The sequence below is a fragment of the Streptomyces sp. NPDC023573 genome (assembly GCF_055559735.1).
The window spans coordinates 716,615-732,104 of the sequence record NZ_JBVHKB010000002.1 but is presented as its reverse complement, the minus strand read 5'-3'; the positions used below and the strand labels follow the sequence as shown (position 1 = coordinate 732,104).

The 15,490-nt window shown below is 71.2% G+C and carries 14 protein-coding genes and 1 riboswitch; of the genes, 6 read left to right on the top strand and 8 right to left on the bottom strand.

Annotated elements, in window-relative coordinates; all coding sequences use genetic code 11:
• The first annotated feature begins 10 nt into the window (after positions 1–10).
• Both ACZ32T_RS09950 and otsB read left to right on the top strand, forming a co-directional pair.
• Positions 11–271, top strand: coding sequence for a DUF3263 domain-containing protein (locus ACZ32T_RS09950; RefSeq protein ID WP_467273034.1), 261 nt, complete (start codon positions 11–13; stop codon positions 269–271).
• Between the two features lie 160 nt (positions 272–431).
• A complete protein-coding gene (otsB, locus tag ACZ32T_RS09945) occupies positions 432–1,277 on the top strand; it encodes a trehalose-phosphatase (RefSeq protein ID WP_467273035.1) in 846 nt (281 codons plus the stop codon).
• A gap of 73 nt (positions 1,278–1,350) precedes the next feature.
• Here the strand turns inward: otsB and ACZ32T_RS09940 are convergent, their stop codons facing one another.
• Positions 1,351–2,727, bottom strand: coding sequence for an alpha,alpha-trehalose-phosphate synthase (UDP-forming) (locus ACZ32T_RS09940; RefSeq protein ID WP_467273036.1), 1,377 nt, complete (start codon positions 2,725–2,727; stop codon positions 1,351–1,353).
• A gap of 70 nt (positions 2,728–2,797) precedes the next feature.
• On the bottom strand, positions 2,798–3,748 hold the full coding sequence (locus tag ACZ32T_RS09935) for a glucosyl-3-phosphoglycerate synthase (RefSeq protein ID WP_467366309.1): 951 nt from the start codon (positions 3,746–3,748) through the stop codon (positions 2,798–2,800).
• Positions 3,749–3,901: 153 nt separating this feature from the next.
• A riboswitch (SAM riboswitch) is annotated at positions 3,902–4,029 on the top strand.
• A gap of 18 nt (positions 4,030–4,047) precedes the next feature.
• Here ACZ32T_RS09935 and thrC point away from each other — a divergent pair.
• The 4 genes from thrC to groL all read left to right on the top strand — a co-directional run bounded on the left by thrC (position 4,048) and on the right by groL (position 8,225).
• Entirely contained in the window at positions 4,048–5,346 is a 1,299-nt protein-coding gene (gene thrC, locus ACZ32T_RS09930) for a threonine synthase (protein ID WP_467273037.1), read from the top strand.
• A 27-nt stretch (positions 5,347–5,373) separates the two neighbouring features.
• Complete coding sequence (locus ACZ32T_RS09925; RefSeq protein WP_099174090.1) at positions 5,374–5,649, top strand: MoaD/ThiS family protein; 276 nt, start codon at positions 5,374–5,376, stop codon at positions 5,647–5,649.
• Positions 5,650–6,087: 438 nt separating this feature from the next.
• Positions 6,088–6,294 (top strand): cold-shock protein, encoded by a 207-nt coding sequence (locus tag ACZ32T_RS09920; RefSeq protein WP_003967346.1) that lies wholly within the window; start codon positions 6,088–6,090, stop codon positions 6,292–6,294.
• Positions 6,295–6,602: 308 nt separating this feature from the next.
• Complete coding sequence (groL, locus tag ACZ32T_RS09915) at positions 6,603–8,225, top strand: chaperonin GroEL (protein ID WP_351272810.1); 1,623 nt, start codon at positions 6,603–6,605, stop codon at positions 8,223–8,225.
• Positions 8,226–8,345: 120 nt separating this feature from the next.
• Here the strand turns inward: groL and ACZ32T_RS09910 are convergent, their stop codons facing one another.
• The 6 genes from ACZ32T_RS09910 to ACZ32T_RS09885 are packed head-to-tail and all read right to left on the bottom strand — an operon-like array spanning position 8,346 to position 15,475.
• On the bottom strand, positions 8,346–9,800 hold the full coding sequence (locus ACZ32T_RS09910; protein ID WP_467366170.1) for an NADase-type glycan-binding domain-containing protein: 1,455 nt from the start codon (positions 9,798–9,800) through the stop codon (positions 8,346–8,348).
• Positions 9,797–10,354: a phage tail protein gene (locus ACZ32T_RS09905; RefSeq protein WP_467273039.1), complete on the bottom strand. Its 558-nt coding sequence runs from the start codon at positions 10,352–10,354 to the stop codon at positions 9,797–9,799. The genes ACZ32T_RS09910 and ACZ32T_RS09905 overlap by 4 nt, the downstream gene beginning before the upstream one ends.
• 28 nt (positions 10,355–10,382) lie before the next feature.
• Complete coding sequence (locus ACZ32T_RS09900) at positions 10,383–12,341, bottom strand: putative baseplate assembly protein (protein WP_467273040.1); 1,959 nt, start codon at positions 12,339–12,341, stop codon at positions 10,383–10,385.
• The gene (locus tag ACZ32T_RS09895) at positions 12,341–12,793 is read right to left on the bottom strand and encodes a GPW/gp25 family protein (RefSeq protein ID WP_467273041.1); all 453 of its coding nucleotides are present in this window, start codon (positions 12,791–12,793) and stop codon (positions 12,341–12,343) included. The genes ACZ32T_RS09900 and ACZ32T_RS09895 overlap by 1 nt, the downstream gene beginning before the upstream one ends.
• Positions 12,794–12,851: 58 nt before the next feature.
• On the bottom strand, positions 12,852–14,753 hold the full coding sequence (locus tag ACZ32T_RS09890) for a VgrG-related protein (RefSeq protein ID WP_467273042.1): 1,902 nt from the start codon (positions 14,751–14,753) through the stop codon (positions 12,852–12,854).
• A complete protein-coding gene (locus ACZ32T_RS09885; RefSeq protein ID WP_467273043.1) occupies positions 14,753–15,475 on the bottom strand; it encodes a CIS tube protein in 723 nt (240 codons plus the stop codon). Before ACZ32T_RS09885 ends, ACZ32T_RS09890 begins: the two co-directional genes overlap by 1 nt.
• Positions 15,476–15,490: the final 15 nt, after the last annotated feature.

Sequence of the window (15,490 nt, the reverse complement as noted above, 5' to 3'; positions counted from 1 at the left end):
GTTGGTTCATATGACCGGCCCTCCCCCCGACGACGCGGACTCCGCCGCCCCGCTCTCCGGCCAGGAACGCGCGGTGCTGGCCCTGGAGCGGCGCTCCTGGCCGGGCCCCGGCGCGAAGGAGCGGGCGATCCGGGAAGACCTGGGCATCTCGCCGGTCCGTTACTACCAGCTGCTCAACGCGCTCCTGGACGACCGGCGGGCGCTGGAGGCGGACCCGGTGACGGTGAACCGGCTGCGGCGGGTGCGGGACGCGAGGCGGGGGCGCCGCTGAGCGCGGGCTGCCGGGGCTCCGCCCGGACCCCGCGCCTCGAACGCCGACGGGGCCGGATTTCGCCCGGTGAGCGTCGGAAGGCGACGGCTGGGGGTTCGCCCGGTGAGCCGCAGGTGCCGACGGGGCTGGGTTCTGCCCCGCTCGGCGCTACGCTCGGGCCATGGGAAATCCGGCACACCCCATCCCGACCCCGTCCACCCAGGCCGGCCGCGAAGGCCTCGCCGCGCTCCTGGCCCGGCCCTCCCGTGCGGTCGTCGCGCTGGACTTCGACGGCACGCTCGCCGACATCGTCCCGGACCCGGAGCGGTCCCGGGCGCACCCCGATGTCGTCCCGGCCCTCTCCGCGCTCGCCCCCCACGTCGCCGCCGTCGCCGTGATCACCGGCCGCCCGGCCGACACCGCCGTACGGTACGGAGGCTTCGCGGGAGCACCGGGCCTCGACCATCTCGTCGTCCTGGGCCACTACGGCGCCGAACGCTGGGACGCCGCCACCGCCACCGTCCACGCCCCTCCGCCGGACCCCGGCGTCGAAGCCGTACGGGCGGAGCTCCCCGCGGTGCTGGAAGGGGCGGACAGCGGCATCTGGGTCGAGGAGAAGGGCGGTCGCGCCGTCGCCGTGCACACCCGCCGTGCCGCCGACCCGCAGGCCGCCTTCGAGGCCCTGCGCGCTCCGCTGGGCGGCCTGGCCGCGCGCCACGGCCTGATCGTCGAACCGGGCCGCCTCGTCCTGGAGCTGCGCCCGCCGGGCATGGACAAGGGCGTGGCGCTGGAGGAGTACGTGAAGGAGACCGGCGCCGAGACGGTGCTCTACGCCGGTGACGACCTCGGCGACCTCGCCGCGTACGCCGCCGTGGAGAGGCTCCGCACCCAGGGCGCCGCGGGCCTGCTGGTGTGCAGCGGCACCGAGGTCCCCGAACTCGCCGACCGGGCCGACCTGCTGCTGTCGGGCCCGGCGGCGGTCGCGGAACTGCTCCGCTCCATCGCCGGGCGGGTCACGCGGTCCTAGGGCTGGTCCGGCAATCCCCGTCCGCCCCACGACGCCCTGCGGGCGACGACGCGAATCGTCAGACAGGCCCTGGCTAGGCCCGCAGCGCGTCCAGCTGGTCCAGGAACCACTGCTGCGGGGGCAGTGCGGTCGCGGCGGCGGCCAGGCGCTTCGAGCGGGCGCCGCGCTCGTCGGGGTCCATCGTGAGCCCCTCGTGCAGCGCCGCCGCCGTCGCCGACACGTCGTACGGGTTGACCACGATCGCGTCCTCGCCCAGCTCCTCGTACGCCCCCGCCTCGCGGGAGAGCACCAGCGCGCAGCCGTGGTCCGAGACGACCGGGACCTCCTTGGCGACGAGGTTCATGCCGTCCCGGATCGGATTGACCAGGGCGACGTCCGCCAGCCGGTACGCCGCCAGGGAGCGGGCGAAGTCGTCGTCGACGTGGAGCAGGACCGGGGTCCAGCCCTCCGTGCCGTACTCCGCGTTGATCGCGTCGGCGACCCGCTGTACCTCCGCCGTGTAGTCGCGGTAGACCGCGAGGTCCTGCCGGGAGGGGTAGGCGAAGGCGATGTGCACCACCCGTTCGCGCCATTCGGGGCGCTCCTCCAGCAGCGCACGGTAGGCGTGCAGGCCGCGCACGATGTTCTTGGAGAGCTCCGTGCGGTCCACCCGCACGATCGTGCGGCGGTCCGCGCCGATCTGCTCCCGCAGGATCTCCATGCGCTCGTCCACGTCCGCCTCGTGGGAGCGGCCGCGCAGGAAGTCCCCGTCGGCACCCAGCCCGTGCACCCCGATCCGGGTGTGGCCGGTACCGCCGAGGATCTCCGTGCAGCAGCCGATGAAGGCGTCCGCCCAGCGGCGGGTGAGGAACGCGGCGCGGTCGGCGCCCAGGATGCCGTTGAGCAGCTGCTCGCCGATGTCGTCGGGCAGCAGCCGGAAGTAGTCGACGGGCGCCCAGGGGGTGTGCGAGAAGTGACCGATCCGCAGGTCGGGCCGGAGCTCGCGCAGGAGGCCGGGGACCAGCGAGAGGTGGTAGTCCTGCACCAGGACCGCCGCCCCCTCGCCCGCCTCCTCGGCGAGGGCCTCGGCGAAGGCCCGGTTGTACGCCTCGAAGGAGGCCCACTGCCGGCGGAACTCCGCGTCGAAGACGGGCTCCACCGGCGTCTCGTAGATCATGTGGTGGACGAACCAGAGCACGGAGTTCGCGATGCCGTTGTACGCGTCGGCGTGGACCCCCGCGTCGATGTCGAGCATCCGGACGCCGGGCTCGGAGACTCCGCGCCGGACCGCCTCGCGGTCGCCGTCGCCGAGGGCGGCGCACACCCACAGCTTGTCGTCGACGGCGCTGAGGCCGGAGACGAGCCCGCCCCCGCCCCGTTTCGAGTCGAGCGTGCCGTCCTCCCGCCGGGTGTACGACACCGGGCCGCGGTTGGACGCGACGAGTACCTGGGCAGCGTGCTCGGAGACCATGTACCCGAACCTAGCCCGTTCGGGAAGCCGCCAAACGTGAAGCGCCCTCGGAGCCGGGCGGGAAGAACCGTTACGCCGCGTTCCGCGAGGTGTACTCCGCGATCTCCCGCATCGGGGGACGCTCCTCGGTGTCCACCGCATGGGTGTGCGGGACGAATCCGCCGGGCCCCCGCTCGAACTGGGTGATCTCGGGGCGCACGAGGGGCCCCCGGGAGAGCCGCAGCTGCGCCGTCCGGTAGATCGTGGCCGCCATCCGGCCGAGGGCCTGGCCGTCCTGGTGGCGGTGTTTGCGTACGCCGACGTCGACCTGGGCCAGTGCGTCCAGGCCGACCGTGTGCAGCGCGTCGACGAGCAGGCCCAGCTCCACGCCGTAACCGACGGGGAAGGGGAGCCGCTCCAGGAGGGAGCGCCGCACCGCGTACTCGCCGCCCAGCGGCTGCACGAAGCCGGCCAGCAGCGGCCAGTGCAGATTGAGCAGCGGGCGGGCCACCAGTTCGGTCACCCGGCCGCCCTGGCCTGCGGCGTCGCCCAGCGGCCGGTCGTACATGGCCTTCACGAAGTGCACCGAGGGGTCGGTCAGCAGCGGGCCGACGATCCCGGAGACGAAGTCGGCGGAGAAGTCCTTGAGGTCCGCGTCGACGAAGCAGACGATGTCCCCGCTGGTCACCAGCAGGGAGCGCCACAGGACCTCGCCCTTGCCGGGCAGGACGGGGATCCGGGGGAGGACCGTGTCCCTGTGCACGACCCGGGCGCCGGCCAGCCGCGCCTCGTCGGCGGTGCGGTCGGTGGATCCGGAGTCGATCACCACCAGTTCGTCGACGAGCTGGACCTTCTCCATCAGCTCGCGCCGGATCTCCGCGACGATCGCGCCGACCGTCGCCTCCTCGTTCAGCGCGGGCAGGACGACGCTCACGCGCGAACGGTGCGGATCCTTCGCCCGCGCGGCCGTGAGCCGGTCCGGCGGGCGGTCGGCAGCAGACCAGGAACGCCTGGTCAGCCAGCGTTCCACCTCTTCCAGCACGGTCGATACTCCCTGTATGTGATCCATCTCGCGGTTCGGACGACTATCTCAACCGTCCGGTGCTTCGGTTACAGTCTTGAACAACGCGGACGACCCTCGCATGTCGGGGTCGGTCCGCGAATAAACGCCCGGATCCATGGTCCGGTGCCATAGCGCTCATCCAGAGGGACTGAGGGAACGGCCCGTCGAAGTCCCGGCAACCCTCCTGCCGACCGCGAGGTCACGGTGGGGAAGGTGCCAATTCCGTCTTGTGGCGAAATACGTCGCAAGGAAGATGAGGAGAAAGGGCCTCCGCCATCATGGCCGTGCAGACAGTTGCAGCCGACACCAATACCTCCGCAGTGGACCTCGGTCCCGCCGCGGCACTTTCCTGCCGCGAATGCGGCGAGCGTTTCGAGCTCGGCCCCATTTTCGCCTGTGCGTCCTGTTTCGGGCCGCTCGAAGTGGCGTACGACCTGCCGAGCGGCTCCCCCGAAGAGCTGAAGAAGCGCATCGCCGAGGGCCCGAACAACATCTGGCGCTACGCGCCGCTGCTGCCGGTCCCCGCCGATGTCGCGGACAAGCCCAACATCAACCCCGGTTTCACCAAGCTGGTCAAGGCCGACAACCTGGCCCGCGAGCTGGGCGTGACCGGCGGTCTGTACGTCAAGGACGACTCCGGCAACCCGACGCACTCCTTCAAGGACCGTGTCGTCGCCATCGCCGTCGAGGCCGCCCGCGCCTTCGGGTTCACCACCCTCTCCTGCTCCTCCACCGGCAACCTCGCCGGCGCGGTGGGCGCCGCCGCCGCCCGCGCCGGCTTCCGCTCGTGCGTGTTCATCCCGCACGACCTGGAGCAGGGCAAGGTCGTCATGGCCGCGGTGTACGGCGGTGAGCTGGTCGGCATCGAGGGCAATTACGACGACGTCAACCGCTTCTGCTCGGAGCTCATCGGCGACCCGCTCGGCGAGGGCTGGGGCTTCGTCAACGTCAACCTCCGGCCGTACTACGGGGAGGGCTCCAAGACCCTGGCGTACGAGATCTGTGAGCAGCTCGGCTGGCAGCTGCCCGACCAGCTCGTCATCCCGATCGCGTCCGGCTCGCAGCTCACGAAGATCGACAAGGGGCTGCAGGAGCTGATCAAGCTCGGCCTCGTCGAGGACAAGCCGTACAAGATCTTCGGTGCCCAGGCCGAGGGCTGCTCCCCGGTCTCCACCGCCTTCAAGGCCGGCCACGACGTGGTGCGTCCGCAGAAGCCGAAGACCATCGCCAAGTCCCTGGCGATCGGCAACCCGGCCGACGGCCCCTACGTCCTGGACATCGCCCGGCGCACCGGCGGCGCCGTGGAGGACGTGAACGACGAGCAGGTCGTCGACGCGATCAAGCTGCTGGCCCGCACCGAGGGCATCTTCGCGGAGACCGCGGGCGGGGTGACGGTCGGTGTGACGAAGAAGCTGATCGACGCCGGCCTGCTCGACCCCTCCCTCACCACGGTCGTCCTGAACACCGGCGACGGACTGAAGACGCTCGACGCGGTCGCCCCGACGACCGGCCTGTCGGCGACGATCCGGCCCAGCCTGGACGCGTTCCGCGACGCCGGCCTCGCCGCCGCCAACTGACACCCGAGACCGAAGGAAGGCACCCACATGAGCGTCAAGGTCCGTATCCCCACCATCCTCCGCACCTACACGGGCGGTCAGGCCGAGGTCCCGGCGGAGGGTGCGACCCTCTCCGAGGTCATCGCGTCCCTGGAGCAGAACCACCCGGGCATCGGCGCCCGCGTCCTGGACGACCAGGGCAAACTGCGCCGCTTCGTCAACGTGTACGTCAACGACGACGACGTGCGCTTCGAGGGCGGCCTGGACGCGGTCACCCCGGACGGCGCGGGCGTGTCGATCATTCCGGCCGTCGCCGGAGGCTGATCGCCCCCGGGGTCACAGGACGCCCGACCGCATGACGTGAGCACAGTGGCCCTCTCCGCCGGAAAGCGGAGGGGGTCATTCTGCATGGTTGAGCACGGTACAGTTTGGGAAGTCCCCGCAGCTGCCCGTGCCGCCCGCATATGAGAATGCGCCCGGCCGCGACAAGAAGCAGCCAAAGTAAGTGAACTCCTTGCGGCATAAGTGGCCTTTGTCAGGCCCGACTTGTCCTGGAATCTTGTGAGTTCCCCCATTGCGGGCGGTCGCCTGTGCCCAGAATTCTCGTCCGATTGACCTGTTGCAGAGGGCAGTTGGGCAGATACATTCGGCCGCGGTCGACGCGTTCCGGCGCACGCCACCCTCTCCTGTCGGAGGGTGAGTTCTGACCCGGGCCCGCGAAGTGCGGCGCTCGTGCAAGGGCCAGTAATAGGGGAGTTAGGCATGGCTCAGGGCACCGTCAAGTGGTTCAACGCGGAGAAGGGGTACGGCTTCATCGCGGTCGACGGTGGTGCGGATGTTTTCGTCCACTACAGCGCGATCCAGATGGACGGGTACCGCACCCTCGAAGAGGGTCAGCGAGTTGAATTCGAGATCTCGCAGGGCCAGAAGGGGCCGCAGGCGGACATGGTCAAGCTCGCCGTCGGCTGAGCTCGGCGCGGTCGTCCGACGACACTACTCACGCACGTGAGGCCCGTACCCCGGCCAGGGGTACGGGCCTCACGTGCGTCCGCACACCCCTCCAGGTTGTCCACATCCCGAGGCGGACGCTTGCACTCGAAGGGGTCGAGTGCTAATCATTGGCGTTAGCACTCTCCAGGTGAGAGTGACAGAAACTTGGACCGGGCCGGTGAGGCCCGCAGGCCCAGTGGGGCAAGGAACCACTGAGCACGCTGGCCGTCCGTCGCGGGCGCCACTCGGTCCGGAGAATCCACCCCTGTCCGGGAGGACCACTTCACATGGCCAAGATCATCGCGTTCGACGAGGAGGCACGGCGCGGTCTCGAGCGCGGGATGAACCAGCTCGCCGACGCCGTCAAGGTCACCCTCGGCCCCAAGGGCCGTAACGTCGTCCTCGAGAAGAAGTGGGGCGCGCCCACGATCACCAACGATGGTGTTTCCATCGCCAAGGAGATCGAGCTCGAGGACCCGTACGAGAAGATCGGTGCGGAGCTGGTCAAGGAGGTCGCCAAGAAGACGGACGACGTCGCCGGCGACGGTACGACCACCGCCACCGTTCTCGCCCAGGCGCTCGTCCGCGAGGGCCTGCGCAACGTCGCCGCGGGAGCCAACCCGATGGCTCTGAAGCGTGGCATCGAGAAGGCCGTCGAGGCCGTCTCCGCCGCTCTGCTGGAGCAGGCGAAGGACGTGGAGACCAAGGAGCAGATCGCTTCGACGGCCTCCATCTCCGCCGCCGACACCGAGATCGGCGCCAAGATCGCCGAGGCGATGGACAAGGTCGGCAAGGAAGGCGTCATCACCGTCGAGGAGTCCCAGACCTTCGGTCTGGAGCTCGAGCTCACGGAGGGTATGCGCTTCGACAAGGGCTACATCTCGGCCTACTTCGCCACCGACATGGAGCGTATGGAGTCGTCCTTCGACGACCCGTACATCCTGATCGTCAACTCCAAGATCAGCAACGTGAAGGACCTCCTTCCGCTGCTCGAGAAGGTCATGCAGTCGGGCAAGCCGCTGCTGATCATCGCGGAGGACGTCGAGGGCGAGGCTCTGTCGACCCTGGTCGTCAACAAGATCCGTGGCACCTTCAAGTCCGTCGCCGTCAAGGCTCCGGGCTTCGGTGACCGCCGCAAGGCCATGCTCGGCGACATCGCCATCCTCACCGGTGGCACCGTCATCTCCGAGGAGGTCGGTCTCAAGCTCGAGAACGCCGGTCTCGACCTGCTCGGCACCGCTCGCAAGGTCGTCATCACCAAGGACGAGACGACCATCGTCGACGGTGGCGGCGAGAGCGACCAGGTCCAGGGTCGCGTCAAGCAGATCCGTGCCGAGATCGAGAACTCCGACTCGGACTACGACCGCGAGAAGCTCCAGGAGCGCCTCGCGAAGCTGGCCGGCGGCGTGGCCGTCATCAAGGCCGGCGCCGCCACCGAGGTGGAGCTCAAGGAGCGCAAGCACCGCATCGAGGACGCGGTGCGCAACGCCAAGGCCGCCGTCGAGGAGGGCATCGTCGCCGGTGGTGGCGTGGCTCTGCTCCAGGCCTCGGCCGTCTTCGAGAAGCTCGACCTGACCGGTGACGAGGCCACGGGCGCCAACGCCGTGAAGCTCGCGCTGGAGGCCCCGCTCAAGCAGATCGCCGTCAACGGTGGTCTCGAGGGTGGCGTCATCGTCGAGAAGGTGCGCAACCTGCCGATCGGTCACGGCCTCAACGCCGCGACCGGCGAGTACGTCGACATGATCGCCGAGGGCATCATCGACCCGGCGAAGGTCACGCGCTCCGCTCTGCAGAACGCCGCGTCCATCGCCGCGCTCTTCCTCACCACCGAGGCCGTCATCGCCGACAAGCCGGAGAAGGCCTCCGCGGCCGCTCCGGGCGGCATGCCGGGCGGTGACATGGACTTCTGATCCTCGGATCAGCAGCTCCAGGCAGTACCGCGGTATCCGTACGACGCCGGCCCCCGGGATTCGTTCCCGGGGGCCGGCGTCGTCGTTGTCGCCGCTGCGCGGCGCTCTGGTGGGGCCGGGTCAGGACCCGTCGGTGTTCGACGGGCCGAAGAACTCGATCTCGGCGATGGCCACCTGCTTGTCCGAGGACGCGGCGTGGGCCGACTCCACGGTGAAGCGCACCTTGACGGCATCGCCGACGCGGAAGGCCCGCCGCTGGCCGCCGGTGCCCTGGTCCAGGGTCAGCCGGCGGGTCGTCTGCTTTCCGTCCTTCGTCGTGATCGTCGCCTTGAGGCGCTGCGGCAGCGCGGACTTGTTGAGGTCGTCGGCCTTGACGGAGACGCCCGGCGTGATGATCACGTCCAGCAGCCGGGTCGGCTGGTCGAAGCGGGCCTCGATCCACTCGCCCTCACCGGACTGGTCGACTCCGGGGCCCCACCACGTGTTGTTCACCTTGTCGAAGGCGAGCTGCGGCTTGTGGCCGGTCCACGAGCGGGATGCCGCGAGGTCGTTGGGGGCGACCATCGCGCGCTTGGCGAAGTGGTCCTTGGTGGCCTGGATGCCGGCGGGGAGATACATCACGCCGAGGACGGCCAGGGTGATGACGACGGCGGCGGTGATCCATGTGCCGATGCGGTCGAAGACGCGGCGGATGCGGGGCCTGTCGCCGGCCCACGGGTTCTCGTTGCGGCGGGAGCCCGCGAGACGGCGCCACCACGGGACGGGGGCGGGCGCGCGTTCCTCGTTGTCGGCCAGCGGCATCGCGCAGCGTGCGCAGTAGTGGCGGTCGGGGCGGTTGGGGGTGGCGCACCAGGAGCAGGGCGGGCCGTTGCCGGTGTCCTGCTGGGGGCCGGGGACGCGGACCTGCGGCCGGTCGGTGTCCGGGCGGCCGGGCAGGACCGGAGCGGCGGTCGGGGGCGGCGAGGAGTGGGACGGCTCGGGCTCGGAGACCGGGACGAGCAGGGAGCGGGCGCGGTCGGCCGCGCTTTCGCCGGAGGCGGGCAGCGGGACGGTGGGGTCGGTCTCGCCCGGGTGGCGGCCGCCGGAGGCCGGTGAGGCCGCCACGGGCCAGTCGTCGGTCCCGCCGTCCGCCGTGTTCGCCCGGCCGGGCACCTGGGTGTCGCGGTGGTGGCGCGGCAGGCGCGAGGCGTCGGGTGTCGCGGCCGAAGGGCCGGCCTCGGCGGGTGCCGTCGCGGCGGTGTGGCCGCCGGCGCCGGCAGCGTGCGTCGCGTTCGGCCCGCTGTCCGGCAGCGGGCGCGGGGAGGGGGCGCCGCCGGTACGCGCGAAGCCGTCCCAGCCGCCCCCGGCGGACTCCTCGGAGGAACCGCCCGAGGACGCGGCTCCGGCCGACGGGCGTCCACCGGGCGGGGTGGATCCCGCGGGCGGGGTGGAACCGGCGGGCGGGGTGGAACCGGCGGGCGGGGTGGAACCGGCGCGGGGACCCGGGCTCCAGCTGAGCACGGCGCCGCAGGCGTCGCAGAACGACTGCCCCGGTTCCGCGCGGGTGCCGCACTCGGCGCAGTTCTGCGTGGTCATCTCTCCGGGGTCCTTTCGGCTGCCGTCACGGTGACGGTGTAGGGCATGTGCGCGGGGCGGGCGGCGGCCACGAGGGCGTCCAGGCGGTGCGTGTCCGCGGGTGTGGGATCAGGGAGGGCGATGGAGACGTGGAGGTGCGGGCGGGGCTTGCCGGGGACCGGGCCGAGGGGGCGGGCGTTCCACGTGGCGCCGCCGCTCTCGGAGATCTCCGGCTCGGTGCCGAAGGCGAGGTGTACGGCTTCGGAGAGGCCGCGCCGGGTGCCCCGTACACGGTGCAGGCGTGCGGCGGCGGCCACGGCGGCGCGCAGCCGCGGTTCCGGTTCGGTGCCGTCGGTCTCGGCTCCGACCCAGGTGCTGAGCCACTGGGCGAAGTCCACCGGGGTGAGGGCGGGGTCGAAGTAGGAGTCCACGCAGTCGAGTACGTTCAGGATCGGCGCGAGGACGTCGTCGAGGCCGCCGACGAAGCGCTGGGCGAGATCGTCCTCCGCGAAGACGGCGGGGAGCATCGTGCTGATGGGTGTGGACGAGCCGAGGCCGTCGATCGAGCCCCTCATCGGTGGTCTCCTGTGCGGGTGTCGGCCGTCACGCCCCGTCTCCGATCACCCGGACGCGGTGGTCGAAGGAGAAGACCAGGGCCGGCGGTTCGAGGTCGATGCGGTTGGTCGGGTCGCCGCGCTTGCCCGTCAGCGGGTCGGCGGGGTGCAGGATGACCTCGTCGACCAGTTCGACACCGGGGACCCGCTGGAGGACGGCGAAGACCTCGCCCGCCTGGACCGGGCGCCCGAAGGGCCAGCCCCGCCCGTCGGCGCCCCCGGTGAGCGGGTCGAGGTGGTGGTAGAGGGCGTCGTGGACCTGGCGGCGTACGCGGTCGGTGTCCACCCCGCGGAAGGCGTGGACGGTGGCCACCACGGTGACCCCCTGGTAGTAGGGCGGGCCCACGGCGACCCGGGTGCCGATGAGGCGGCGTTCGTCGAGGTGGCGGGTGATGCGGCCGAGCAGCGCGTCGCCCGGGACGAGTTGTTCGAAGCGGAGCCGGCCGCCGGGGTCGGGGACGGCCTGGGGCACGACGAGGACCCGTATCGCGTAGGCCCCGTACTCGCTCTCCTCGCCTTCCAGGCAGGTGATGCGGGCCGTCTCGGGGGCGGCCCGGCGGGCCAGTTCCTCGTAGTCGCGCAGGGTGACGGCGCGTTCCTGGGCGCGGAGGGTGATGGGCGCCCGGAGCTTGGCCTCCTCGACGGTCTCGCCGTCGACGCCGCCGCGGGCGGCCTCGCGGTTGACGACCTCGGCGACGTACGGGATGGAGGTGCGCAGGACCTGGACGGTGCCGCGGGCCACGTTGCCCTCCCGGCCGCCACCGGTGCGGTAGCGGCGGGCGCGGATGACGGAGCCCTTGGGGGCGACGGCGCCGTACTGGCGGAGGGTGCCGTCGGGTTCGCGGACGGCGGGGCCGAAGGCGATCTCGCCGGTCGCGGCGTCCAGGGTGATGTGCCGGTCGTCGGGCCGTGACGCGGCGAAGTGCGGGACCACCTGCCAGTCCTCCCAGCCGTCGTGCTCGGCGGTCTGGAGCCACAGGGGCGGGTCGTCGCCGACCACGGGGGCGTGGGTGAGCCGCAGCCGCTGGCCGGGCAGCCCGATGGACTCGCCGAGCGTCTCGTCGTAGACGGCCTCCGCGTGCACGACGCCGGTGGTGCCGCCGATGGTGTAGGCCTCGGCGGACCGGATGGTCGGCGACGTGGCGTAGAAGGGCTGGCCGGGGTGGGGTTCGGTGACGCGGCAGCGCAGCCAGCCCGCCTCCTGTCCGCCGTTGCGGGAGAGGACGTGGCCGCCGGGGATGTGCAGCACGATGTCGCCGGGCCGGTTGAGTCCGCCGGTGCCGTCGCGGTCGACCTCGCAGGGCCGCCAGCCGTCCTCGGTCCACGCCTCCCACACGAGCGGGGGCTGCCGGGGGTCGACGCCGACACCGTCGACGCGGCTGTCGAGTTCGAGGGCGAGGGCGCAGTGCGGGACGGCGGCGGTGAGGCCGATCAGCATGCAGTCGCCGGGGGTGGGGGACTCCGCGAAGCAGTGCAGGTCCTTGCCCTCGGCGAGGTCGTCGGTCCGGTCGGCGACGGGCTGGCCCTGGTGCTGCACCACGAGGCGCCGGAGCGCGGTGGGCACGACGGTCAGTTCGCGTTCGGTGGCGAAGACGACGGCGCTCTCACGCTCCGTGCGCACGGTCGCCACCTCGGTGCCGACCGGCACGGCTATCGCCTCCTCCTGCGGGGCGGAGAGCCAGAACGTGACCTCGGTGCGGGCGGCGGCCGGAGGGAAGAGGGTGATGCCGACGAGATCGAGGAAGGCCAGATGGTTCTTCTCCGGCACGCGGTTGAGGCGGTAGACGATCTGGTCGGCCATGTGCGCGACCGTCTCGACGAGGGTGACGCCCGGGTCGGAGACGTTGTGGTCGGTCCACTCCGGGGCGCGCTGCTGGATGTAGCGCTTGGCGTCGTCGACGAACTGCTGGAAGCGGCGGTCGTCGAGATTGGGGGAGGGCAGGGACATCAGCCGTCGCTTTCGGAAGGGGCACCGGAGCCGCCGGAGGAGCCCGGCTCCCCGGGTTCGTCGTGGGAGGGGATGACGTAGAACGGGAAGACCAGGCTGCGCGGGTTGTTGGTGCCGCGGATGGCGTAACGCACGTCGATGAACAGGACGTTCTGTTCGGCGCCGGCGGTGACCTCGACCTCGTGGACCTCGATGCGGGGCTCCCAGCGGTCCAGGCTGACGTGGACCTCGTGCTGGATGCGGCCGGCGGTCTGTTCGTTGACCGGTGCGAAGACGAGGTCGTGGATGGCGCAGCCGAACTCCGGGCGCATCGGCCGCTCACCCGGGGCGGTGGCCAGGACGAGCCTGATGGCCTCCTCGACCTCCCGCTCCCCGCTGACGAGGGCGATGCCGCCCGTGGGGCCGATGCGCAGCGGGAAGGCCCAGCCGGAACCGACGAACTGTTCGGCCATCAGGGAGCCACCTGCCTTCTTCTCGATACGGACCCGGCACGCGGGTACGGTCCGCCGCTCATCCGAACGGGTACTTGATGGTGTTGACGAAGAAGCCACCCATGAGGTCGAGCTTGATGGCCTTGATGTTCACGTTGGCCACGGACTGGACCGACACGATCCCCGTGGCGGAGAGCGACGCGGCGCCGGTCGCCGACAGGTTCAGGGCTCCCATCGCGTTCACGCTGACCACACCGCCCGTGGACCGGAGGTTGACCATGCCCTGCCCCTGGAGGGTGAGCGGCCCGCCGCTCTTGATCGTCACCGCGCGGCGTGCGCTCAGCGAGAGATCCGTGCCCGCCTCCACCGACACCGAGCGGCTGCCCGTGATGCTGACCGAGCCCTTGCTGTCGACGGTGATCTCGGTCTTGGTGCGGTCGAGGTTGATGGTCAGCCTGTCGTCGCCGCTGGCGATCCGGACACCCTGCTTCCGCCCGCCGGTCCGCTGGCTGAGCAGGTCGACGCGGTTGCCCTGCCGGTCGGACACGGTGTGCCGGGTGGCCTTCTTCTTCAGGCCGTCGTGCAGGGGCACGTCGTTCCTGGTGGGCACGTCCCGGCCGTTGTAGAGCCCGCCGATCACGAACGGGTGGTCCAGCGCACCCCGGTCGAAGGCGACCAGCACCTCGTCGCCGACGTCCATGGGGAAGACGCCGCCGCCGCCCACGCCGCCGGACTGCACGCTGCGCGCCCAGTCGCTGACGTAGGTGTTGTCGAGCCAGGGGAACTGGAGCTTGACCCTGCCCTGCTTGAGCGGGTCCTGCACGTCGGTGACGATGGCGTTGGCGACGCTGGGCAGCCGGCCGCCGTCCGGGGTGCCGCCGCCCGAGGCCAGCCCGTACAGCGAGCGCCACTGGCGTCCGCTGACGGTGACCCAGGACTCGTAGTGCTTTCCGTCGCCGAACACATGGCGTACGGAGGTGACGGTGTACTTCCCCTCGAAGGGTTTGCCGACGTCGGCGAGCGCCACGGGCACACCGGGCCGCAGGTCCGGGTTCCCGCGCACCACGGCCTCCAGCTCGGCGAAGGAGGAGGTGACGTCGGCGGCGAGGGACTGCGAGGCGTGCCGCACCTCGTCCTGCTTGTCGTAGGGGTTGCCGGTCTCGACGAGCTTGGCCGCCTTGAACTTGCCGGCGGCCTCTCCCGGGGTGAGGCCGATGGTGATGCCGGGATCGGTCTTGGCGGGCGAGACCTCGGTGATCTTCTTCTTGGTGGTGACGTTCCAGCCGCGCGACTCGACCTCACCGACCTGGTCGGCGGCGGTGACGGCGGCCCGCAGCCGCAGGATGTCGTGACCGGCCTGGAGGACGAAGGGGCTCTTGTCGCCGTCCGTACCGGGTGAGGGCGCGCCGGACGACGGGTTCGGTTTCACGAACCGGAACTTGCCCTTGGCGTCCAGGGACATCACCATGCCGTTCTCGTCGGCGAGCCGGGCCAGGAAGTCCCAGTCGGTGACGTTGGACTGGCTGATGAACCCGTACGCGCCCTTCGTCGCCTGGATGCGGCCCACGGGCACGCCGTCCATGCCGACGAGTTTGCGGGCGATGTCGGAGGCCGTCTGGTTGCGGTACGCGGCGACCCGGCGCTGGCGCATCAGGCGGTGCCCGAAGTCGTAGCCGCGGATGACGGTGAAGCTGCCGGTGCCGTCGTAGTCGGCCTCCATGCCGGTGACCTCACCGGTCAGCAGCGGCTTGCCGACGCCCTGGCCGTCCGCCACCGGTGTGAGGACCACCCTGGTGCCGAACTTCACGCTCAGCTCGCCGAGCACCAGGTGGTACGGGTCGCGGAAGGTGAGCCTGAAGGCGGCGGGGACACCGGCACCCTGGTCGACCCAGCCCTCGACGAGCATCGGGGCGATGGCGGCGGGCAGCTTCGCACCGCCGATGGTGACCTGCATGATGGTGGAAAACGCGGTCTGCACCATCAGTGACGCACCTCCTCGGCCGCGGGCAGCACGAGTTGCGTGCCGGAGGGCAGACGGGACGGGTCGTCGATGCCGTTGGCCTCGGCGATCGCACGCCACGCGGTGGCGTTGCCGTACTCGCGCCATGCCAGCGACTGGAGGGAGTCGCCCGCGACGACCTGGTGCACGCGCTGGGCGGTGAGTGCGCCGGAGGTCGGGTTCTGGCCCTTGGTCTTGCCGGGGATCTCGTGCAGCTGCACCTGGCAGGTGGCGCGGATGGGGATGCCGGTCGTCCCGAAGAGGGTGTACGACGCCTCGATGGAGCTGACGTACGCCGTGAAGCGGGCCGTGGAGAACGATCCCCACTGGAAGACCACCCAGGGCGGCGACGGCTGGTTGGCGGCGATGCTCTTGGCGGTCACCTCACAGCAGCCCAGCAGCGACTCCACCTTCTTCAGCACGGTGTTGCCGGTCGGCTTGGTGGAGGAGTCCAGGAAGATCTCCAGGGTCATCTCCCGGGGCTCGGCCCCCATGAACTCCGGCTTGGAGCCGTCCCGCACGGCCGCGGTCGGGGTCGCCTTCCACTGGGCGCGCTGGCTGAGGGACAGCTGCGCCGGGTTGAACTCGAAGCTGAACGTCCGCATGAGCGCGCCGGGTGTGGTGCTCGTGCCCACCGGCGGCTCGTGGATGGCGAGGCCGGCTCGTACGAGGCTCTTGCCGGCGCCCTTGCTGCTCTGGGCCATGGTCTTCCTCTCTGC

Coding starts and splice junctions, on each gene's coding strand:
- otsB (WP_467273035.1), top strand. CDS start 432: ATGGGAAATCCGGCACACCCCATCCCGACCCCGTCCACCCAGGCCGGC.
- ACZ32T_RS09885 (WP_467273043.1), bottom strand. CDS start 15,475: ATGGCCCAGAGCAGCAAGGGCGCCGGCAAGAGCCTCGTACGAGCCGGC.
- ACZ32T_RS09910 (WP_467366170.1), bottom strand. CDS start 9,800: ATGACCACGCAGAACTGCGCCGAGTGCGGCACCCGCGCGGAACCGGGG.
- thrC (WP_467273037.1), top strand. CDS start 4,048: ATGGCCGTGCAGACAGTTGCAGCCGACACCAATACCTCCGCAGTGGAC.
- ACZ32T_RS09950 (WP_467273034.1), top strand. CDS start 11: ATGACCGGCCCTCCCCCCGACGACGCGGACTCCGCCGCCCCGCTCTCC.
- ACZ32T_RS09905 (WP_467273039.1), bottom strand. CDS start 10,354: ATGAGGGGCTCGATCGACGGCCTCGGCTCGTCCACACCCATCAGCACG.
- groL (WP_351272810.1), top strand. CDS start 6,603: ATGGCCAAGATCATCGCGTTCGACGAGGAGGCACGGCGCGGTCTCGAG.
- ACZ32T_RS09890 (WP_467273042.1), bottom strand. CDS start 14,753: ATGGTGCAGACCGCGTTTTCCACCATCATGCAGGTCACCATCGGCGGT.
- ACZ32T_RS09900 (WP_467273040.1), bottom strand. CDS start 12,341: ATGTCCCTGCCCTCCCCCAATCTCGACGACCGCCGCTTCCAGCAGTTC.
- ACZ32T_RS09895 (WP_467273041.1), bottom strand. CDS start 12,793: ATGGCCGAACAGTTCGTCGGTTCCGGCTGGGCCTTCCCGCTGCGCATC.
- ACZ32T_RS09925 (WP_099174090.1), top strand. CDS start 5,374: ATGAGCGTCAAGGTCCGTATCCCCACCATCCTCCGCACCTACACGGGC.
- ACZ32T_RS09940 (WP_467273036.1), bottom strand. CDS start 2,727: ATGGTCTCCGAGCACGCTGCCCAGGTACTCGTCGCGTCCAACCGCGGC.
- ACZ32T_RS09920 (WP_003967346.1), top strand. CDS start 6,088: ATGGCTCAGGGCACCGTCAAGTGGTTCAACGCGGAGAAGGGGTACGGC.